The 16,444-nt window shown below is 60.4% G+C and carries 17 protein-coding genes; 9 read left to right on the top strand and 8 right to left on the bottom strand.

What is annotated here, in order from left to right; translation table 11 throughout:
• Window positions 1–25: 25 nt before the first annotated feature.
• Complete coding sequence (locus tag IVB42_RS04310) at window positions 26–982, top strand: alpha/beta hydrolase (RefSeq protein WP_085349804.1); 957 nt, start codon at window positions 26–28, stop codon at window positions 980–982.
• Here IVB42_RS04310 and IVB42_RS04305 read toward each other — a convergent pair.
• The 3 genes from IVB42_RS04305 to IVB42_RS04295 all read right to left on the bottom strand — a co-directional run bounded on the left by IVB42_RS04305 (window position 976) and on the right by IVB42_RS04295 (window position 3,256).
• Complete coding sequence (locus tag IVB42_RS04305) at window positions 976–1,911, bottom strand: septal ring lytic transglycosylase RlpA family protein (RefSeq protein WP_083926497.1); 936 nt, start codon at window positions 1,909–1,911, stop codon at window positions 976–978. The two genes, IVB42_RS04310 and IVB42_RS04305, sit on opposite strands and share 7 nt — an antisense overlap.
• A gap of 671 nt (window positions 1,912–2,582) precedes the next feature.
• Window positions 2,583–2,897: a hypothetical protein gene (locus tag IVB42_RS04300; RefSeq protein ID WP_085349855.1), complete on the bottom strand. Its 315-nt coding sequence runs from the start codon at window positions 2,895–2,897 to the stop codon at window positions 2,583–2,585.
• A gap of 41 nt (window positions 2,898–2,938) precedes the next feature.
• Complete coding sequence (locus IVB42_RS04295; protein ID WP_162847233.1) at window positions 2,939–3,256, bottom strand: DUF1476 domain-containing protein; 318 nt, start codon at window positions 3,254–3,256, stop codon at window positions 2,939–2,941.
• Between the two features lie 235 nt (window positions 3,257–3,491).
• Between IVB42_RS04295 and IVB42_RS04290 the strand changes: the two genes are divergently transcribed.
• Window positions 3,492–3,716, top strand: a complete 225-nt coding sequence (locus tag IVB42_RS04290) for a hypothetical protein (protein WP_018457864.1) — start codon at window positions 3,492–3,494, stop codon at window positions 3,714–3,716.
• A 49-nt stretch (window positions 3,717–3,765) separates the two neighbouring features.
• On the opposite strand, the gene IVB42_RS04285 is transcribed toward IVB42_RS04290, so the two are convergent.
• From IVB42_RS04285 to IVB42_RS04270, 4 genes are all read right to left on the bottom strand, one after another.
• Window positions 3,766–3,957 carry a hypothetical protein gene (locus IVB42_RS04285; protein ID WP_018457865.1) on the bottom strand — a complete coding sequence of 64 codons (192 nt, stop codon included), beginning with the start codon at window positions 3,955–3,957 and terminating at the stop codon, window positions 3,766–3,768.
• A 129-nt stretch (window positions 3,958–4,086) separates the two neighbouring features.
• Window positions 4,087–4,782 carry an endonuclease/exonuclease/phosphatase family protein gene (locus IVB42_RS04280; protein WP_039800285.1) on the bottom strand — a complete coding sequence of 232 codons (696 nt, stop codon included), beginning with the start codon at window positions 4,780–4,782 and terminating at the stop codon, window positions 4,087–4,089.
• Window positions 4,782–6,809, bottom strand: a complete 2,028-nt coding sequence (locus tag IVB42_RS04275; RefSeq protein WP_085349854.1) for a VTT domain-containing protein — start codon at window positions 6,807–6,809, stop codon at window positions 4,782–4,784. The genes IVB42_RS04280 and IVB42_RS04275 overlap by 1 nt, the downstream gene beginning before the upstream one ends.
• Window positions 6,810–6,996: 187 nt before the next feature.
• Complete coding sequence (locus tag IVB42_RS04270) at window positions 6,997–7,293, bottom strand: hypothetical protein (protein ID WP_018457868.1); 297 nt, start codon at window positions 7,291–7,293, stop codon at window positions 6,997–6,999.
• Window positions 7,294–7,600: 307 nt separating this feature from the next.
• On the opposite strand from IVB42_RS04270, the gene IVB42_RS42180 reads away from it, so the two are divergent.
• Window positions 7,601–7,807 (top strand): hypothetical protein, encoded by a 207-nt coding sequence (locus tag IVB42_RS42180; protein ID WP_007591053.1) that lies wholly within the window; start codon window positions 7,601–7,603, stop codon window positions 7,805–7,807.
• A gap of 41 nt (window positions 7,808–7,848) precedes the next feature.
• Here the strand turns inward: IVB42_RS42180 and IVB42_RS04265 are convergent, their stop codons facing one another.
• Window positions 7,849–8,592, bottom strand: coding sequence for a DUF2786 domain-containing protein (locus tag IVB42_RS04265; protein WP_018457870.1), 744 nt, complete (start codon window positions 8,590–8,592; stop codon window positions 7,849–7,851).
• A gap of 517 nt (window positions 8,593–9,109) precedes the next feature.
• On the opposite strand from IVB42_RS04265, the gene IVB42_RS04260 reads away from it, so the two are divergent.
• From IVB42_RS04260 to IVB42_RS04235, 6 genes are all read left to right on the top strand, one after another.
• On the top strand, window positions 9,110–9,289 hold the full coding sequence (locus IVB42_RS04260; protein WP_018457871.1) for a hypothetical protein: 180 nt from the start codon (window positions 9,110–9,112) through the stop codon (window positions 9,287–9,289).
• A 14-nt stretch (window positions 9,290–9,303) separates the two neighbouring features.
• A complete protein-coding gene (locus IVB42_RS04255; RefSeq protein ID WP_018457872.1) occupies window positions 9,304–9,552 on the top strand; it encodes a hypothetical protein in 249 nt (82 codons plus the stop codon).
• 1,655 nt (window positions 9,553–11,207) lie between these two features.
• A complete protein-coding gene (locus IVB42_RS04250; protein ID WP_085358631.1) occupies window positions 11,208–11,744 on the top strand; it encodes a hypothetical protein in 537 nt (178 codons plus the stop codon).
• 941 nt (window positions 11,745–12,685) lie between these two features.
• Window positions 12,686–14,032, top strand: a complete 1,347-nt coding sequence (locus IVB42_RS04245) for a tyrosine-type recombinase/integrase (protein WP_346732209.1) — start codon at window positions 12,686–12,688, stop codon at window positions 14,030–14,032.
• Between the two features lie 174 nt (window positions 14,033–14,206).
• Window positions 14,207–14,452, top strand: a complete 246-nt coding sequence (locus tag IVB42_RS04240) for a helix-turn-helix domain-containing protein (protein ID WP_247410430.1) — start codon at window positions 14,207–14,209, stop codon at window positions 14,450–14,452.
• Window positions 14,453–14,587: 135 nt separating this feature from the next.
• The coding region (locus IVB42_RS04235; RefSeq protein ID WP_247469774.1) for a hypothetical protein at window positions 14,588–16,444 on the top strand (1,857 nt) is incomplete at its 3' end.

Below are 16,444 nucleotides of genomic sequence, written 5' to 3'. Positions count from 1 at the left end.
ACCCCTGAAACAAGGCGGAAAAGCGATGTCATCCACCCGCGTGATCAAGGCCAACGGGATCGACCTGTTCATCCGCGAAGCCGGTCAGGGGCCGCTGGTGGTGCTGTGCCACGGCTGGCCGGAACTCTCCTACTCCTGGCGCCACCAGATCCCGGCGCTGGCGCAGGCCGGGTTTCGCGTCGTCGCCCCCGACATGCGCGGCTATGGCCAGAGCTCAGCGCCGCCCGAGGCGACGGCCTATTCGATCTTCGACACGGTCGGCGATATCGTCGGCCTCGTGCAGGCGCTTGGCGAGACCAAGGCCATGGTGGTCGGCCACGACTGGGGTGCACCGGTGGCTTGGCACGCGGCGCTGTTCCGGCCCGACATCTTCACGGCGGTCGCCGGCCTGAGCGTGCCACCGCCGTTCCGCGGCCGCGGCAAGCCGCTCGAACTCCTGCGCCACGGCGGCATCACCAATTTCTATTGGCAGTACTTCCAGGCGCCCGGCGTTGCCGAAGCCGAGTTCGAGCGCGACGTCGCGCGCACCATGCGCATCGTGCTCGGCGGGCGCGGCCTTGCCGATCCCTCCGCAGCCATGTTCGTGCTGGAGGGCAAGGGATTCCTCGGCCACGGCAACCCGGAGGAGCCTCTGCCGGCCTGGCTCACCGAGACTGACCTTGCCTATTTCACCGAAACCTTCCGCAAGTCCGGCTTCCGCGGCGGGCTGAACTGGTATCGCAACCTCGATCGCAATTGGGAGCTGACGGCGCCCTGGCAGGACGCGCAAATCCATCAGCCGTCGCTCTTCATTGCCGGTTCGAACGACGCCGTCATCACCGGCCTGATCGGAGCCAAGCGCGTCAACGAACTCGAGCGCGTGCTGCCCAATCTGAAGCGAAAGCTGATCATCGAGGGCGCCGGCCATTGGGTCCAGCAGGAGCGGCCCGACGAGGTGAATGCGGCGCTGATGAGTTTCCTGAAGGAAAGCGCGGCTCAGTAGAGGCCGCGGCCGCTCAGGATGCCGCGGGCCTCGGCAGCGCCGTCCGAGGCGTAGGCGCCGGACGGAGCGCTCTCGGTCGCATAGCGGCCGTCCCCGTCATAGGACACGGCGCGCGCGTTCTGGAGCGCCCGACCCCGGTTGCGGCTCGAGGCCGACATTTCCGAGGTCGCACTGAGTGAAGCCATGTCGGCGGAGGTGTTGCCGAGATTGTAGGGCCGTCCCTCCGGCGTCGGAACTTCGCCGCGCATGGCGCCGCGGTTCGACGATGGCAGCTCCGGCACGAAGGGTCTCGCGGAGGCGACCCGGACCATCGACGGCGATGGCGCCGGGGTCCCGGTGCGCAAGGTGGCCATCAGCTGGCGGTCGTCGGAGCCTTCCAGCGGCGCCCGGCCAACATACTCGACACGGACCTTGGCGATCCCATTGCCTTTGAATTCAAGCAGTTCGGCGGCCTTGTTCGAGACGTCGATGAGCCGGTTGCCGTGATAGGGCCCGCGGTCATTGACGCGGACGATCAGCGACTTGCCGTTCGAGACGTTGGTCACCCGCGCATAGGACGGCATCGGCAGGGTCGGATGCGCCGCGGTCAGCGAGCCCATGTCGAACACTTCGCCATTGGCGGTCAGGCGGCCATGGAAATCGTCGCCGTACCAGGACGCCATGCCCTCGGCGCGGTAGTTGACGTCCTCTTCGGGCACATAGGTCCGGCCACCCACCACATAGGGCTTGCCGACGCGATAGGCGCCGCCGCCCTTCGGGACCGGATCGCCCAAAGCCACGACCCGGGGGCTCGAGGACACGCCGTATTTCGGATCGACCCGGCTGGCGAATTTGTTGGAGGAGGCGCAATTGGCGAGCGCAAGGCAGGTCGCGGCCATCGCAGCAGCGCGCGCGGCCCGCAAAACCGAATCTGACCGTCGGATCCCCATTCGCCCCAAATACCACTTTGCCGGAGGCGTACCTAACCCGCTTTGGCTACGGGTAGCGCTGTCCGGTCCTTTGCTCCGAGGCGGCCCACCACCGCGTCGGAAGTGGTAACGATAACGCAACCCGAACACGGCGGAAATGGGGAGCGCACGGCGTTCACGCCGGGATGGTAAACAGGGCGTATGCGCTCGCCCCGTTGAACTACGGGGCGCCGGTGCCCTGCTCTGTGCCACGCCTGGACATTCTGTTGCGCCAAATCCTCACTCCACCCCATTGTCGCGCCGCTCACTGGAATTCTTTTGACTGTGCAAGGCCGCCCGCGTTTTCTCGCGTGCAGGGCGGAATGGAATGAGACGATGATCGAGACGGTTTCGGCACTGATGGGTTTGGTAAGCGCGGGGATCTTCCTGGCCCATGCGTTTGAAGGTTACCGCACGAGGGCCTGAGGCACTCGCGCGGACGGCAAGCATCACCCTTTCAAGACGGCGCGTTCGGACATTTTTAATCGATCCGATCGAGCATCGCAGACGAGAGCGGCAGGTGTCCCATGCGCAACCATGACCTCGTATCCGATGGCTTCCTGGCATTGACCGCCGGTGGTCTGGTCCTGCTGTGCTCCAGCCTCGTGGCATTGGCCTTCGCCTGAGCACCCAGCACTTCCCGAACAATACGCTTACCGCAGTCCAAGCAGCGAACGCCGATAGAGACTGTCACGGGCTTCGCTCAGGCAGACGAAGCTGCCGTCAAAACCCTGGCCGTACCGCTTCTGGCCTTTGCCGTAATAGACACCTTTGCTGAAATCGAGCCAGACAACCCGGTCGTGCGGGCAGTGACGCTGCGCCTGCGCCTCGTAGCGAAATGGCGTCAGCGGCGTGGCCGATACCTCAGCGCCGCAGCAGCCGACCAGGATCGTAGCAGCGAGTGCGATCGCGCCGGCCCATTTGCGGAAGCTGCTCCAAGATACTCCGCAAGATATTCCGCAAGACACCACCCGCCTCCCGATCCCAGCCGTCGAGGGCCGGCCTGCTTTCACTTGTCCGCTTCGAGTTGCTGCAACGCCTGGTGCATGCATTCCTGAAGCCTGGCTGCGACCTGTTCGCGCGCGACGCCTTTGGCGGCAAGATCGCCTGCCACCTTGTCGAGGATCTCGTCCATCGAGTGGTTCTCCAGATGGTCCGTCACCAACGCCGTCGCATAGCCGGCCGCGGCATCGCCGCTGAGGCCGAGCTGGGTTGCGGCCCAGAGCCCGAGCAGCTTGTTGGACCGGGCCGTGGCCTTGAACATGAGCTCCTCGTCGTGGACGAATTTGGCCTCAAAGCCCTGCTCGCGCTTGTCGAACGTGGTCATGGTCAGCTCCATTTCGTTTTTCGCTGATCGGGATCGGACTGGCTGGAAGCGAACGTCTCCGTGGTTCAAATCAGGGTCGTTGGAAGCTTCCGGCGGAAGCCAAACGCCGTCAAGCCCGCTGGGCGTGCCCAAGGCACCCACCAGCTCTACGCCAGCCAACCCGGCTAGGCAGAGATGCTTACTGTTCATTAAGCAGACTCAGCGCCGCATGGCCGGGGACATCGAGAGCTGACGCATGAACAAAGAACTGCGGGAGTTTCGACGGCTTGAACGGGTCTGCCTGGAGCAGGCAGCCCTCTCCACCATGGACCTCGCGCGAGGCGGGTTGCTCAAGGTCGCTGACGATTGTCGCGTCGCAGCCGAAGCGATCGAGGCGCAATCGCCTCGCAGACCTTTCGCAAGTGCCGTTCAGGCGCTGAAGCAGGCGTTGAGCGTGACCCGCATCCCTCACCGGCACTGAGACCGGCGCTCGCGGGCAAGGACATCCTTGACGGGGCGACCGCGTACGGTCAGCCCTTCGCCTCCGTCTGTTCACGTGCCAACCGTTCGGCCCTTAGCCGTTCCTTGTTCGCATAAAACGCCTTCTGCGCAGCTTCATGATCGCGCATGGCTTTTTCGGCTTCGACACGGCGTGTCGCATCGCGCGCCTGCCGCTGCTCGGGAGTCAAGGGCTTGCGCCGGTAGGAAATGTCTTCCGTCATGGCCAGATAATGCTGAGGTGAGGAAAGAGTTCCTCGTGGTCCCGCTGAGCGGCACTGCGGGCCGACTGCATAATGTGCGAAAACAACCCCATGCACAGTAGCCAAGTCCTTCTGCAGACAGCACTTTTTTTATCGCACTTTCGATGCGTTTGACCCCGCAGGGATCTCGATGTCTGCAATAACAGGCAAATGGTCTGAATAGGCCCTCGCGCCTTCGTCGGTCCAAACCTTCCCGATCGGGCTGTCGGACGTCGCATAGATCCGGTCAAGCCGCAGCAGGGGCAAATGCGACGGGAAAGTTCGCAGCCGCGTACGGTTTGGGCAGACCTGCGCGAGCACGCGCCGCACCGATTTGATCCAGAACCAGTCGTTGAAATCCCCGAGGACGACGGTCCTTCCAGGTTTCACCAGGCTCACCAGCGCCTGAGCCTGCGCGTGGCGCTCGTGGATGCTCAGGCCGAGATGCGTGGCCACCACGCGAACATCGCCAACCGGTGTCAGCAGTCCCGCGGCGATCGCTCGGCGCGGCTCCCGCTCACGATACGACACGTCGACGATCTCGGGCGGGCCGGAGAATGGAAAGCGGCTCAGGAGCGTCTGGCCGTAGTCGCCATCGGCCGTGACGATCGACTTGGCGTGAACACCGTGATCGCCGACGACGCTCGCCAGCTTCGCAAACGGATCGTCCGATCGCGATCGCGAATCCACCTCCTGAAGCGCGACGACATCGGGAGCCCATTTGCGAATGATGGAACAGATCCCTTCCAGATCGAACTTCGGATTGAGATTGAAGGTGCCATGCACATTCCACGTCATGAAGCGCATCAGCGCCTCCCGGCGAGCCACGTCGCGACGAATTGCGCGCCGGCGCAGATCGCGAGCCAGCCCAGGAACGCCAGTGCGAGCAGCAACATGTTGACCCAGGACGCGTTCCTGGCGAGATCAGCGATCTGAGCCCCCAAAACTGCCATGGCGAGAATGCCGGGCGTCATGCCGAGCAGCGTTCCGACCAGGAAGTCACGCAGAGGCAGCGTGCTCGCGCCAGCCACGACATTCACCACTGAGAACGGCGCGATCGGGATCATCCGGATGACGACGACAGCCAGAATCCCCTTGCCGACAACACGTTCCTGGATGCGCGCGGTACGTCGTCCGAGCAAACGCTGGAGGCGTTCGCGCCCGAGTGCCCGTCCGATCGCAAACAGGATAAAGGCGCTGAGCACGACCCCCGTCATGGCGGTGACGAAGCCTAGCCATGGTCCCAGTGCGGCAGCAGTCGCCGCAATGAGCACGAGAACCGGAAACACGACCAACCCGCCGACGACGAAAGCTGCAATCGCGAATGGCGGACCCCAAACGGACTGCGAATAGGCAGACAGAAGCGTCGACATCCGGCCCGCGTCGGCGAAATCGCTCAACGACGTGTAGGACCAGGCCATCGCCAGTCCAAAAAGCGCCACGGCGATCGAGACCATCCCGATGATCGTCTTCGTGCTCCACATCCGCGATGCCGCCCGCTCCAGATGAAGAGGCGCCTCAGGGTCCGCCACCGGCTGAACCATCGTGGCCAGAGCGCTGGTCAGGACCGAGGATTCAACGTCCCGCAGCGCCTTCGTCCCGCTTGCGACGTCGTCCAGGAGCGCAAAAAGACGATCTTCGTTTTGCGCGACGGTCTGTTCATCGAGACCGCAGAAATGGGCGATCAGGCGACGGCGGACCGAGGCGATGAACTCCCGATGCTCGTCTGATGCGGCTTCGAAGATCAGGTCACATTCGCTATCGGCACCCATCGATCGATTGTTCAAATTGGCCGAACCGATCCTCAAGATCCGATCGTCGACGATCATGAGCTTGCTGTGCACCATCACGGCCGCTTCCGTATCCCCGTTCCCCGAGACCGGGTAGACGAAGCGGATGCGATCGGCGACGCCGGCCGAACTGAAGCAATCGATGAAAGCGCCCCGGCCGTTCTGCATCGCTTGGGATTCCAGCCATGAGGAGTGCAGTTTTGGGGTGACGATCAGAACCCGAAGCGAAGGCACGCGCAGCATCTGCTCCGCCAATTCGCGCGCGATCTTGGTGGCGCTGGTGAACTGGTTCTCGATGTACACGAATTTCGTCGCGGACCGCATCGCTGCAATCAGCGAGCGTTCGACCTCCCGGAGCGTCGAACCTGCCGGACAAACCACCTCGGTCCTGGCGATACCCACCGGAATATGTTCAGCCTCGACCGGCACAATCGCCGGCCAGCGCAAGCTTTTCAGCGGGCGCCGATCATCAATTTGTTGGCCCGCCGCGCGCCAGCGTTGCTCCACGAGGTCGAACAACTGCGCCGCCGCATCCCCATCGACCACGCATTGAACATCATGAAACGGCAGGTATGGCTTGCCCTGGGGATCACAGCGCGATGCGTGATCGGCGCGATGATCACTGGTGTCCCAACGCCTGATCGTCAGATCGAGCCCGCCGACGAACGCCAGTGAACCATCGACACAGACGATCTTCTGGTGTTGGGCCGACCCAAAGGGAAGCGTGGCATCCAGGTGAAACCGGACGCGGCCATCTGTGTCGGCGGTAAATTTGGCCGCGGAATTCCATTCCCTCTCGGAGGCGTAGAACGAGACGAAGTCCCAGACGAGAATGTTGATGTGCAAGGTGGGACGGCGGTGGACCAGCGCGCGCAAGAATGGGCCGAGTTGCTCCGGCAAGCCATCATCCGCTCGCCCGGACTCGCCGACCAGCCTGGTCTCACTATGGATATCCCACCCGACGATATAGACGAGGTCCTGCGCCTGCAGCAGGGTCTGCCGCAGGGCCGCGAAATAAGCGGCAGCATCGTTCAGAACCGCCACACGCCGCGCCTCGCACCGCCGCCAGACGGTGTCGCCGGGGATCAGGGTCGATGAGCTCTGAAGCAGGGAGACCTCGCAATCTGCGTTCGCGTTGAAACGCACTGACCGCGCAAGGGGTTCCCCGACTCAGAACCAGAGTGGCCGTTCCAGCGTGCGCGGATTCCGGCGCCACAGTCGCCCATTGCCGCTACTTGGTTCGGACAGTCTTCGCACCTGCGCCTTTCAAGGCGTCCGCGATCTTCTCAGGCGCATCGCCGTGAAAATCCACGGAGACCTCGATCCGGCCTTCCAGCTTCTGGTGTCCCTCCGGCGCAGGCGCGGCCTTGGCGTCAGGACCGGCCGGGCGTGTCCCCGACGTGTTCGCGCCACCGACGGGCTGGACGAAGACGTCGCTTCGCGGCACGCCGCATTCCTGCACGACATGCTCAACCGCAAGCTCGGCGCCGCGGCGCGTGTCGAATTCTCCGATGATCGTACTTTCCAAGGGCGCCCTCCATGGCTGGACGAGAGTGCCAACAACGGGTCAGCGAGGGCCAGGTTCCTGAACCCGCGGGCGGTTAGAACCGAACGATCCCGAACAGAACAAGCAGCGCGAGAGTGATCAACCCGGAGACCAGCAGCGAGCCGAGACATCCCAGCCGGTTCGAGAAAAAGAAGAACATACCTCGCCCATCCCATAGCTTCGTGACGAGCTAAGTTCTCCCATTCGACAGCGTTCCTGGAGGCGCTTTGGGGCGCGCGAACGAGGACCAATCCAAGAACCAATCGTTTCGCGGGACGTTGAGTCCGCGATGTCAGACGCTTTTGATTATTTCCGAGCGCACGCGGTCCGAGCCCTTTGCAAGGCCCGGGCGATGCCGCGCGGACGAATGAAACATCTGCAAACCGTCGTGGCCCGGATCTACCACCTGCTGACCAAGGAGGCTGCGTATGGGCCCAACCTGCAGCACATGGACGACTTCCGGGCAGCCCAGAAGCTCGAGAAGTCGATCGACTGAACTGCAATGACGGTGACGCTGCACGCCCTCCCCCGACGCGCTCAGCTCCCTTTGGGAGCGGTCCTTGACTGCGACCCTGCAAGCCCGGGATTGATGGCCAGCGACGCGCCGGCGGCGCCGCCGGCTTCATAGGCCGTCATCGACACCATCCGGCTGCTGCTGCGCTGGGTCCGCATCTTCAGGTCGAGCTTGTCGAACTCCGCATCGACCACCGACGTCTTGAGAACCACCAGCCCGCGGCCGGTGCTTTCGTTGATCTGATCGCGACTGGCCTTGATCGCCACCAGCCTGTCCGCGATGGACCCCACCATCCCGAGCGCGAAGGAGGCATTGGCCAGATGCCGCTCCTGGTGCCGGAACCTGCTGTAGTCGACCGAGGTCTTGAAGCGGCCGAGCTCGGCGCGGACGGCGCCGTCGATCAATTCGGCCAGATAATGCGCGACCTCGATGTCCGCGCCGAGGCCGAAGAACACATAGCTGCTCTCGCCGGCCGTGTTCTTCTCGCGCCAGACCCGACAATCGCAGAAACGAGCGATCGCCCCGATGCAGTCGTCCAGGGGAATTCGCTTCTTGCGAAAAGTCTCGTAGACCTTCCGCTCGCACGGCGACGCCCGCAGTTCGACGTCGGACAGCGACAAATCGTGGCGATCCAGCAGTTCGGCGACCTTGGCGGCCGCAGACAGCGCCTCGTCCTCAGTGCAGCCATTGGCGATGGTCTTGGAACGCAACGCCTGAATGCGGAGCTTCAGCTTGTCGAGTGCAGCTGGATTGGATGTCTGATTCACCGATCACCTGTCCGGGTAAACCCGACGGATAGAACCCGGTCGGATAGACCGGCGGAAGGGGTCTCTTGTCAACTGTATTGATCTTCGACTTTTTTCGAACGGACCTCACTCCTTCTACGTGCGGTGCACGACCTCGCGGCACTGACCATAGAATGCAGAGACGAGGCTTCACTACAATCGCGCACTCGCTCGATTTCCACCGCAACTGACAAATCACTGTCGGGAGCAGACCACCACAAGCCGAACGGGGTTGCGTGAGCGCCTTGGCTTTGGCGGCGGCGTCGTGTTCACAGTATTTCGAGCTTGCAGCCAGCCGGCTTTGATCCCTGCGCTTGTTGAGGTTAGCCGCAGCAGAGTGGTGGATTGAAGGACGCACTGATCAAGGCCGTCGATCGGTTTTGTGCCGCGACACATAGGGACTGGACCCGCTGTTAAGGTTTAGCGGTCAGGTTAACCCCAGCGAACGTTTGGCTGAGAGCGTCGAACTCGATATGACCTCGAATAGAGGAATATTCGAATGTCCAATAGAACCGCATTTCAAACTGCAGATGCAGACGAGCCCCACAACTTTTTTGATCTCGTCATTCACCTCACCTTCAGCGCTGTAGCCCTCCTGGCCACAGCTGTTTCGCTGGAGGCGATTGGGTTCATCGCTTGGCAGCCATCCACCTTTCTGGTTGCCTATATCTTTGACTGACGCGATTGGCTGGCATGAGCGAATTCGAAGGCCTCTCTGACCACTTCATTCTGCGGATGCACGAGTTCATTCGCCAAGAGGTGCAAGCAGATAGGCTAGCCGGCGCGCGTTTTGTCGGATTGCCAGCGAGGCTGCGCGCGGAAGCTCTTGCACGGGAAATCGAGCGACGCGGCTTGTTCTGCACGGCAATTGACTGGCCTCAGCATCTTGAGCCTGGAGCGGACAAATACGCACTGACCATTGGACACCGGAAGACGATCTAAAGCTCATCGTGCTCACGGCGCGACGCGTCCCGATGACCGGATTGCTCGCCTGCCAGACCGCAATCGCAAATGTCGATCCGCGATCGACTGCGACTCCTGCGGACCTGCATCGTGAACAAGAGAATGCCAAAGCTCCCGCGTAGCGGCCTCGGTCTAACCAGTCCCCGGCCCCTCCAACCCGGGGCCGTCTCTCCATCAGCCTACCGCCGCGTTGCGCCTCGCGCAGCTAACTCCCGATCCAGATCTTTCAAGCGCTCAAGTAGGTTCTCGACGATCTCTATGCAATCGGAAGGTCCCAACGATTGCACGCCGCGCGCCGCTAGCTCGCGCTCCAACATGGCGGCTATAATGATTTGAATGCTCACGAATTCTCCGCCGACTTCGCCTCCGAGACGGTACGGCTCAACTTAGAAATGGGTTTCGCTAAAGCGAAAGGCCGCAGGGTGGTTCCAGCCCCCACTGCGGCCATCCCGGGCAAATTAGAAACTGGTACTTAAATCTCGCCGGTGTTCTCACAGTAGAACACCGTGTTCCGAAAAAGGATTCCGTAAGACTACCGGAATTCGGGGTGGCCCGGATTGTCACTCGGGTGTGGAAATGGCACCGCTTCCTTACTAGGCCCATGCTCATTGCGGATGAGAGCGCCGGGAGCGACGCTGGGCTGGTACGTAGACTTCCCAGATTCCGGAGGTCGCTACCGCCACAGCCGGCGCGTGACGTTGAACAACGCCGCAAGCGGGACGCCTACCAACACACCCAGCATGCCGTACGATGTGACCAGCAGCGCAGCGCTAAGCGGCCCTGCGCTTGTCGCAAATAAGCTGCGCCTAAGCCTCCCAGCGTCACGGCAAAGACGACCATGTTGCGGTCGTTGCGCGCCTCGATGTTATAGACCGGGGGCCTTTTGCGGTGAAGAACGGGAGGACCGAACGGCACCTTCGAGCCGCAATTTGGACAGGCCGACGCACTCGGTGAAACCGGGTGGTCACAGTCGTGGCAATCGATCAGCTTTTTGGTCTGTCCCATGCCGCAAATCGTAGCGGCGGAGCGGCCAGTCCACAAGTTCGGCAGCTACTCCCAGCACACCGTCCTGCATGACCACAGCAGGGCCGCTCTGATCCTCCAGCATTCTCCGCGCTTGACGGCTTGAAAACCTGCGCGCCGCGCGGAAGGTTGACCAGTTCGGGACCTTTCTCGCCCACCATGGCGAGTACACCCGGGGCCGAACTGGTGCCGCTTGCGAACATGGGAATGGAGAGGCCGCCCGCTCCGGCGCCGAGAGCGGCACCAGACCACGTGGGCACGCTGCTGGAGCCCGCGCTGCCACCAAGCCCAAGCAACGAACCCAACCGTTTTAGATCAAGCGCTTCTTCGAAACAGAAAGACGGATTGGGCACTATTGGACTAGGAGGTGGCGGAAGGGGTGCCCGCTCAACCTCGCTGAATCGCTCGTCTTTTCCACCTGCGCCGAGAACAATCTACGGTCCTATCCACGGTTAGTCTCGCAACCTCACGGCCGAAGTTTTCGGCCATCCTAAGCAGCGCGCCGGCCTCGCCTGTCACCCTGCTCTCCTCCACCAGGTCGCGGCACAGTCGCTCCATTGCCGGGAGTTCGTCGGTGTCGTGCTGATCTCGCCCCATGCGGGCGATCAATCATGAACGTATTCGTCGGCGCAGCAGCAGCCTCCGTAGCCAGCATGCCTCTAGAAGCGCTGGCCTCGCCGCTTCCAGCCAGCGTGCCAAAGCTTGCCTTCGATGGCTCCCAATGCGGCGACGCAATGCGCGAGGCCTATTACAAGCTCGATGAAGCGAACGAGGCCTTGAAGCTGACGGCTGCGGACTTCCAAAGGGTATGGAAGGCTTGCGGCGAATGGCAAAAAGCCAATCCGCAGCCGGGCGCCCACCGCGCTCACAAGAAGTATTGCCGGCGCTACGATAAGCACATGGACGAGATCAACTATGATGCGGTCTTCGATGCGCATCAGAAGGCGCGCGACGCCTTCAAGGCCGCACAACTTGCCTTGGCGAACGTCAAGGTCCGCGACCTTGCCGAATTGTGCCTCAAAGCTTGCATGATCTATGTCTTTGAGGACGTCAGGCAGCCGCACCTACGCCATGTCGATCCGGTGATTTCAGTTTCCGTCGCGATGGATCTGGCCGCAATGGCTGCCCCGACGAAGGGCGAAGCCTGAGCCTCCAGGCCCGCCGGTTCACGGCGGGCCCGTTGTTCTCCGGGCGAGAACAGATTGCGCTAATAATAAATCTTCGTTTGTTCCTTGCGCGTGTATTTATAAGCGGAACACGTAGAAGTACGTTGCCTTAGTTGGCGGCCGTATGCGCCGGTTCACGCTGGCGGGCCTTTGCGAACCCATCGTTACGTTGGCTTTCGCAAGCTCGTGGAGCTCAGCCATTGCTGAATATGCAGCGCGTTCTCACTGAGCTGCGCGGCCTTCAAAAGAGCTTCCCGCTTTGGCCCCGGAGGCGTTGCTTCGGCCCGGGTTCGAGCGGCGCTCGCCATTTGAGTTAGGCGTTCAGTGAGAGAAGGGATGAGCTTGACCATAGATGGCTCCGCGTATTTGGCGGGAGCACGTGGCTCTCAGTCACCGATATATGCCGTGATGGGCCGGTGATGGAATTACTAGGCGCCGGTTCCGCAAGAATAGATAGTCAATTCGCCGTAGGTTCTCGGCCCTTCAGAGGACCCCTGTTGCCTCACCTGGCGGCCCTTCGCGCCGCCTCAACATGGCGGGGCTTTCCTGTAGTTGCCGGCGATCTCCAGCAGCGCCGCGCGCTCTACCGGATCGTCAGTCTGGGCCGCCAACGTGCGGCAGATTGACTCAATGTCGGGCTCGCGATAGCGCGCGCTGATTGTACGTTCGATTGTGCGCTGGAGCCAATCTACAAGTCTAAGTAGCTGATTTTGCTGGTGTTATGGCGGAAGGGGTGACCGTAGCTTTGTGGCGTCACGCGAGGTCACTAGCGATCACGAGCGCACCCTATATCACTGAGCATGTTTCACTATCCCCAAGTTTAGACGATCATGAGCAATCATGAGGAAACAGGCGCAAAGAGCAGTGGTGAACTCGGAAAGGTGAATGGCTAGCGTGGCGATTAACCAGCGAGGTCGCCAGCAGTGCACGCACCAAATCCCCATAGACCATCACAGCCAACCAGCCCTAGAAAAGGTCTCACCCTTAAAACCATTCAAGCCCTTGTCCAAGCCGCTCAGCCGGGCATGTGGGCGCACGAACGCGGGTTGTGCCTTGCGGTCGCCAAAAGCGGTTCTGCGTTCTGGGCGCTCCGCTATTCCACGGCGGCCGGTCGGCGGCGGCTCATGACCTTACAGCAATACGAACCGATCGATGCAGCCGGACTAAAGGCCCTCGAATGGCAGGTTGCGGAACTCCGCAAGCTGATCAAGGCAGGACGCGACCCGTTGACCGAACGCGACGCGGACAGCGCAGCGACCGCTATGGCGGCCACGACGGTCAGTCGAATAGCCATTGATACATTCGAGGAAGTAGCGCGCGACTACATCGCTCAACACAAGGATGGTTGGAAAAATGCCAAACACCTTCAGCAATGGGAAAACACGCTACAAACCTATGCGTATCCGATCATCGGCAAGCTACTACCGCACGAGATAACGACCGATGACGTGTTGAAGGTCATGCGACAGGATCACGAGCGCGCGGAAAAGAAAGGCACGCTTTGGACAGGCGCGCGCGAAACAGCATCGCGGGTGCGCATGAGAATTGAAACCGTGATCGGCGCTGCAAAAGCGAAAGGGATAACCAATCCTGAGACGCGCGAAATTTGGATCAACCATCACAACCCGGCCCAATGGAAGGATCACCTTGAACATTGGCTGAATGGCAAACAACCGAGGGGCCATTTCCACGCGATGGATTGGAAGGACGTTCCCGCATTCATGATCGAACTGCGGGAGAAACCGGACTACAGCGCAAAGGCATTGATGCTGACTATTCTCTGCGCAACGCGCACGAACGAAACGCTAAACGCGCAACGGACCGAATTCGATCTGGATAATGCCACATGGACAATCCCAGCGGAACGCATGAAAGCTGGCGTTGAACACCGCGTCCCCTTGTCGGATGCCGCTGTTCAGCTTTTACGGACGTTGCCAACGATCGATGAAAACCCCTACGTGTTCGCCGGTATGAAGCGTGGTAAGCCGCTTAGCGACATGAGCATGTTGGAAATGCTACGCGGAATGCGCGAAGGCTTCACAGTACACGGTTTTAGATCGTCGTTCCAAGATTGGGCGGAAGATACAACTATGCATCCGGACGTGATCACCGATATGGCACTCGCGCACACCATCAAGAACAAGACCAAGCGGGCTTATCGTCGGGGTAATGCATTCGACCGTCGTCGCGATCTCATGCAACAATGGTGCGATTATCTCCTGACGGACGCATCAACATACAAAGCGAAATGGGCAAAACTGATCGCCTGAAAGGTGATTGTGTATAATCCCCGGAAGAAGCCCGTTCGCGGGCTTTTTCTTTTTGACGCATCATGAGCGAATATGAGAGTGCTTAGGTAGTCGCGCAGTCGGATGACAGCGGCGTAAGGGTCGGATGGCCTGAGTTGCGGTAGAGACGCAGCGAGCGTGGGTGGATGCCCTGCAATGCCCATCAATTCAAAGCAGGACCCCGCCCATATGTCCCAAGACAGCACGACTATTCTGACTACCGATCAGGTTTGCCAGCGCCTTACGATCTCAGCGCCAACGCTGCGGCGCTACGCCAAAGCAGGCCAGGGCTTTCCTCCCAAAATCCCCTTAGGTCCGCGTCGTGTTGGCTATCTCGCCAGCGACATCGAGAACTATATAGCGAACCGGCGTAAAGCGGCCCTTGCCACAGCGGACGGCTAGTCGTTCCGGTGAGTGGCGGCAATTTTGTGAACTCTCTCAAAGCACTGGGCGGAACGTTCATCCGCCTTACAGAGAAGTAGGCCCTGCCAGTGGCACCCGGCAGGGCCTCAAATCAACGTCTTTTAGGAAAGTCCGATGACTATATACGCTCATGCCGCGCGGCTCAACAGCTGCGCGCCTCTAACCCTGCGCGCTTTCGATAGCGGGACGCCATCCCCTCACCTCGCCGATCCTCTCGCGGGACTGAAAGCCCTTCCGCAATGGGTACTGTGGCGACTTGAACAATACGATGGTGAACCGAAACCGCGCAAAGTGCCGTACAATCCGAACACGCTTCAACGCGCCGACACGACCAATCCGACCACATGGGCAACTTTCGAAACCGTAAAGACGATCGCAACGATCAATCCGGAATTTCGGATCGGCTTTGTTTTCACTTTAAACGATCCATATATCTTCGTTGATCTTGATGCGTGCCGCGACCCGGACACGGGCACATATAACGACGAAGCAACGCATATTTGCACGCGCTTATTTCCGGGCGTAGCGGCCGAGGTCAGCCAATCAGGAACAGGCTTACACCTGATCATGAGAGGCGACAAAACCCAATTCGGCAATCGTCGCAACAAATGGGGTGGCCGATTTGAGTTTTATCAGAACAACCGCTTTATCGCCATTGCGGGCAACGAATGGATTGGTAATGCCGACTTAGAGCAGACAGCATCGTTGCAGACATTCCTTCCAATCCGGGAACATGATCGCGACAATCAAGAAATCGACACCATCCGCGATCCCCGATGGTCGGGGCCGGAAGACGATCAGGAACTCTTGGCCCGCATGTTTGCATCTGATGACAAACTTTCATCGGAGCGAGTTGCCGAGCTAAACGACGCGATCATGCGTGATCCGAGCAACTTTGTCGCGAAAGCCCAATTCGACATCTTAAGCCGCCGCGTCCCGTTTGCCGCACTATGGCACGGCGATGCAAATGTACTGGGTCATCTCTACCCGTCATCGACAGGACAGCAATTCGACCACAGCGCAGCCGATTTGGCGCTGATGAACAAGTTGGCGTTCTGGACCGGCAAAGATCATGTGCGAATGACCCGGCTTTTCAGCATGTCCGCATTGGGCAAGCGCGATAAGTGGTGCAATCGGGCATACTATCGCAACAGAACAGCTAGCAGCAGCAATGTGGCATGCCGCGACGTATATCGCGGCACCAATCAAGAGCGACGAGACAAACAGCGCAAAGAGAACGAGCGCATCGGCGAACAGCTTGAATTCGATATCACGACAAAGCTGATCACGCTGGATGAAATGATCAATGATTTCTATTTCGTCAGCGGCGTCGGGGCCTCTGGTGGCGTAGCGAATGCAAAGACGCTGGGTGTCTTATCCGTTGCGGTTGCGCGGAACGAATACGCACCGTCCAGGCATCCGCTTGAATACACCGACAAGCGAACGGGTGAGACGAAAACGAAGATCGTTCCGGCTTTTGAGCAGTGGCTACCGCACGAAAACCGAAAGCGCGTCGATAGCGTTACATGGAAGCCGGAAGGCGGATCAATTTGCGACGTTCCGGAGAAAGTCGGTCTAAGCGGGTTCAATGTGTGGCGCGGATTGATCAAACCGACTTGGCATGACCATTTCATCAACGACGACCAATTACGAGAGCGATGGCTGATCAGATGGCGCGAGCACCTCGCCTATCTTGTACCCATCGAATCGGAGCGCGATCTTTTCGAACGCTGGCTTGCGCACATCTTACAGCATCCCGGCGAGAAGGTTGAGACGGCTTGGTGCTTCGTCGCTAATATGACCGGCATTGGCCGCAACTGGCTTGGTAGCGTTCTCTCGCGAGTGCTACGCGGTTACGTGCTGAACAACGCTATTTTGGACGTTGTTCTAGACGGGAAGTTCAACGGTCGAATGTCGCGCAAACTGTTGATGATCGTTGACGAAGCCAAAGCGGGAATGCGCGGCCCGAAC

Origin of the sequence: Bradyrhizobium sp. 45 (assembly GCF_023073155.1) — a bacterium.
Taxonomy (GTDB): domain Bacteria; phylum Pseudomonadota; class Alphaproteobacteria; order Rhizobiales; family Xanthobacteraceae; genus Bradyrhizobium; species Bradyrhizobium canariense_D.
This window is presented reverse-complemented; position numbering and strand designations above follow the sequence as displayed.

Bases quoted from the DNA above. Each gene is read 5' to 3' on its own strand.
- IVB42_RS04310 (WP_085349804.1), top strand. From the start codon at position 26: ATGTCATCCACCCGCGTGATCAAGGCCAACGGGATCGACCTGTTCATC.
- IVB42_RS04305 (WP_083926497.1), bottom strand. From the start codon at position 1,911: ATGGGGATCCGACGGTCAGATTCGGTTTTGCGGGCCGCGCGCGCTGCT.
- IVB42_RS04295 (WP_162847233.1), bottom strand. From the start codon at position 3,256: ATGACCACGTTCGACAAGCGCGAGCAGGGCTTTGAGGCCAAATTCGTC.
- IVB42_RS04290 (WP_018457864.1), top strand. From the start codon at position 3,492: ATGAACAAAGAACTGCGGGAGTTTCGACGGCTTGAACGGGTCTGCCTG.
- IVB42_RS04285 (WP_018457865.1), bottom strand. From the start codon at position 3,957: ATGACGGAAGACATTTCCTACCGGCGCAAGCCCTTGACTCCCGAGCAG.
- IVB42_RS04280 (WP_039800285.1), bottom strand. From the start codon at position 4,782: ATGCGCTTCATGACGTGGAATGTGCATGGCACCTTCAATCTCAATCCG.
- IVB42_RS42180 (WP_007591053.1), top strand. From the start codon at position 7,601: ATGTCAGACGCTTTTGATTATTTCCGAGCGCACGCGGTCCGAGCCCTT.
- IVB42_RS04260 (WP_018457871.1), top strand. From the start codon at position 9,110: ATGTCCAATAGAACCGCATTTCAAACTGCAGATGCAGACGAGCCCCAC.
- IVB42_RS04255 (WP_018457872.1), top strand. From the start codon at position 9,304: ATGAGCGAATTCGAAGGCCTCTCTGACCACTTCATTCTGCGGATGCAC.
- IVB42_RS04250 (WP_085358631.1), top strand. From the start codon at position 11,208: ATGAACGTATTCGTCGGCGCAGCAGCAGCCTCCGTAGCCAGCATGCCT.
- IVB42_RS04240 (WP_247410430.1), top strand. From the start codon at position 14,207: ATGCCCATCAATTCAAAGCAGGACCCCGCCCATATGTCCCAAGACAGC.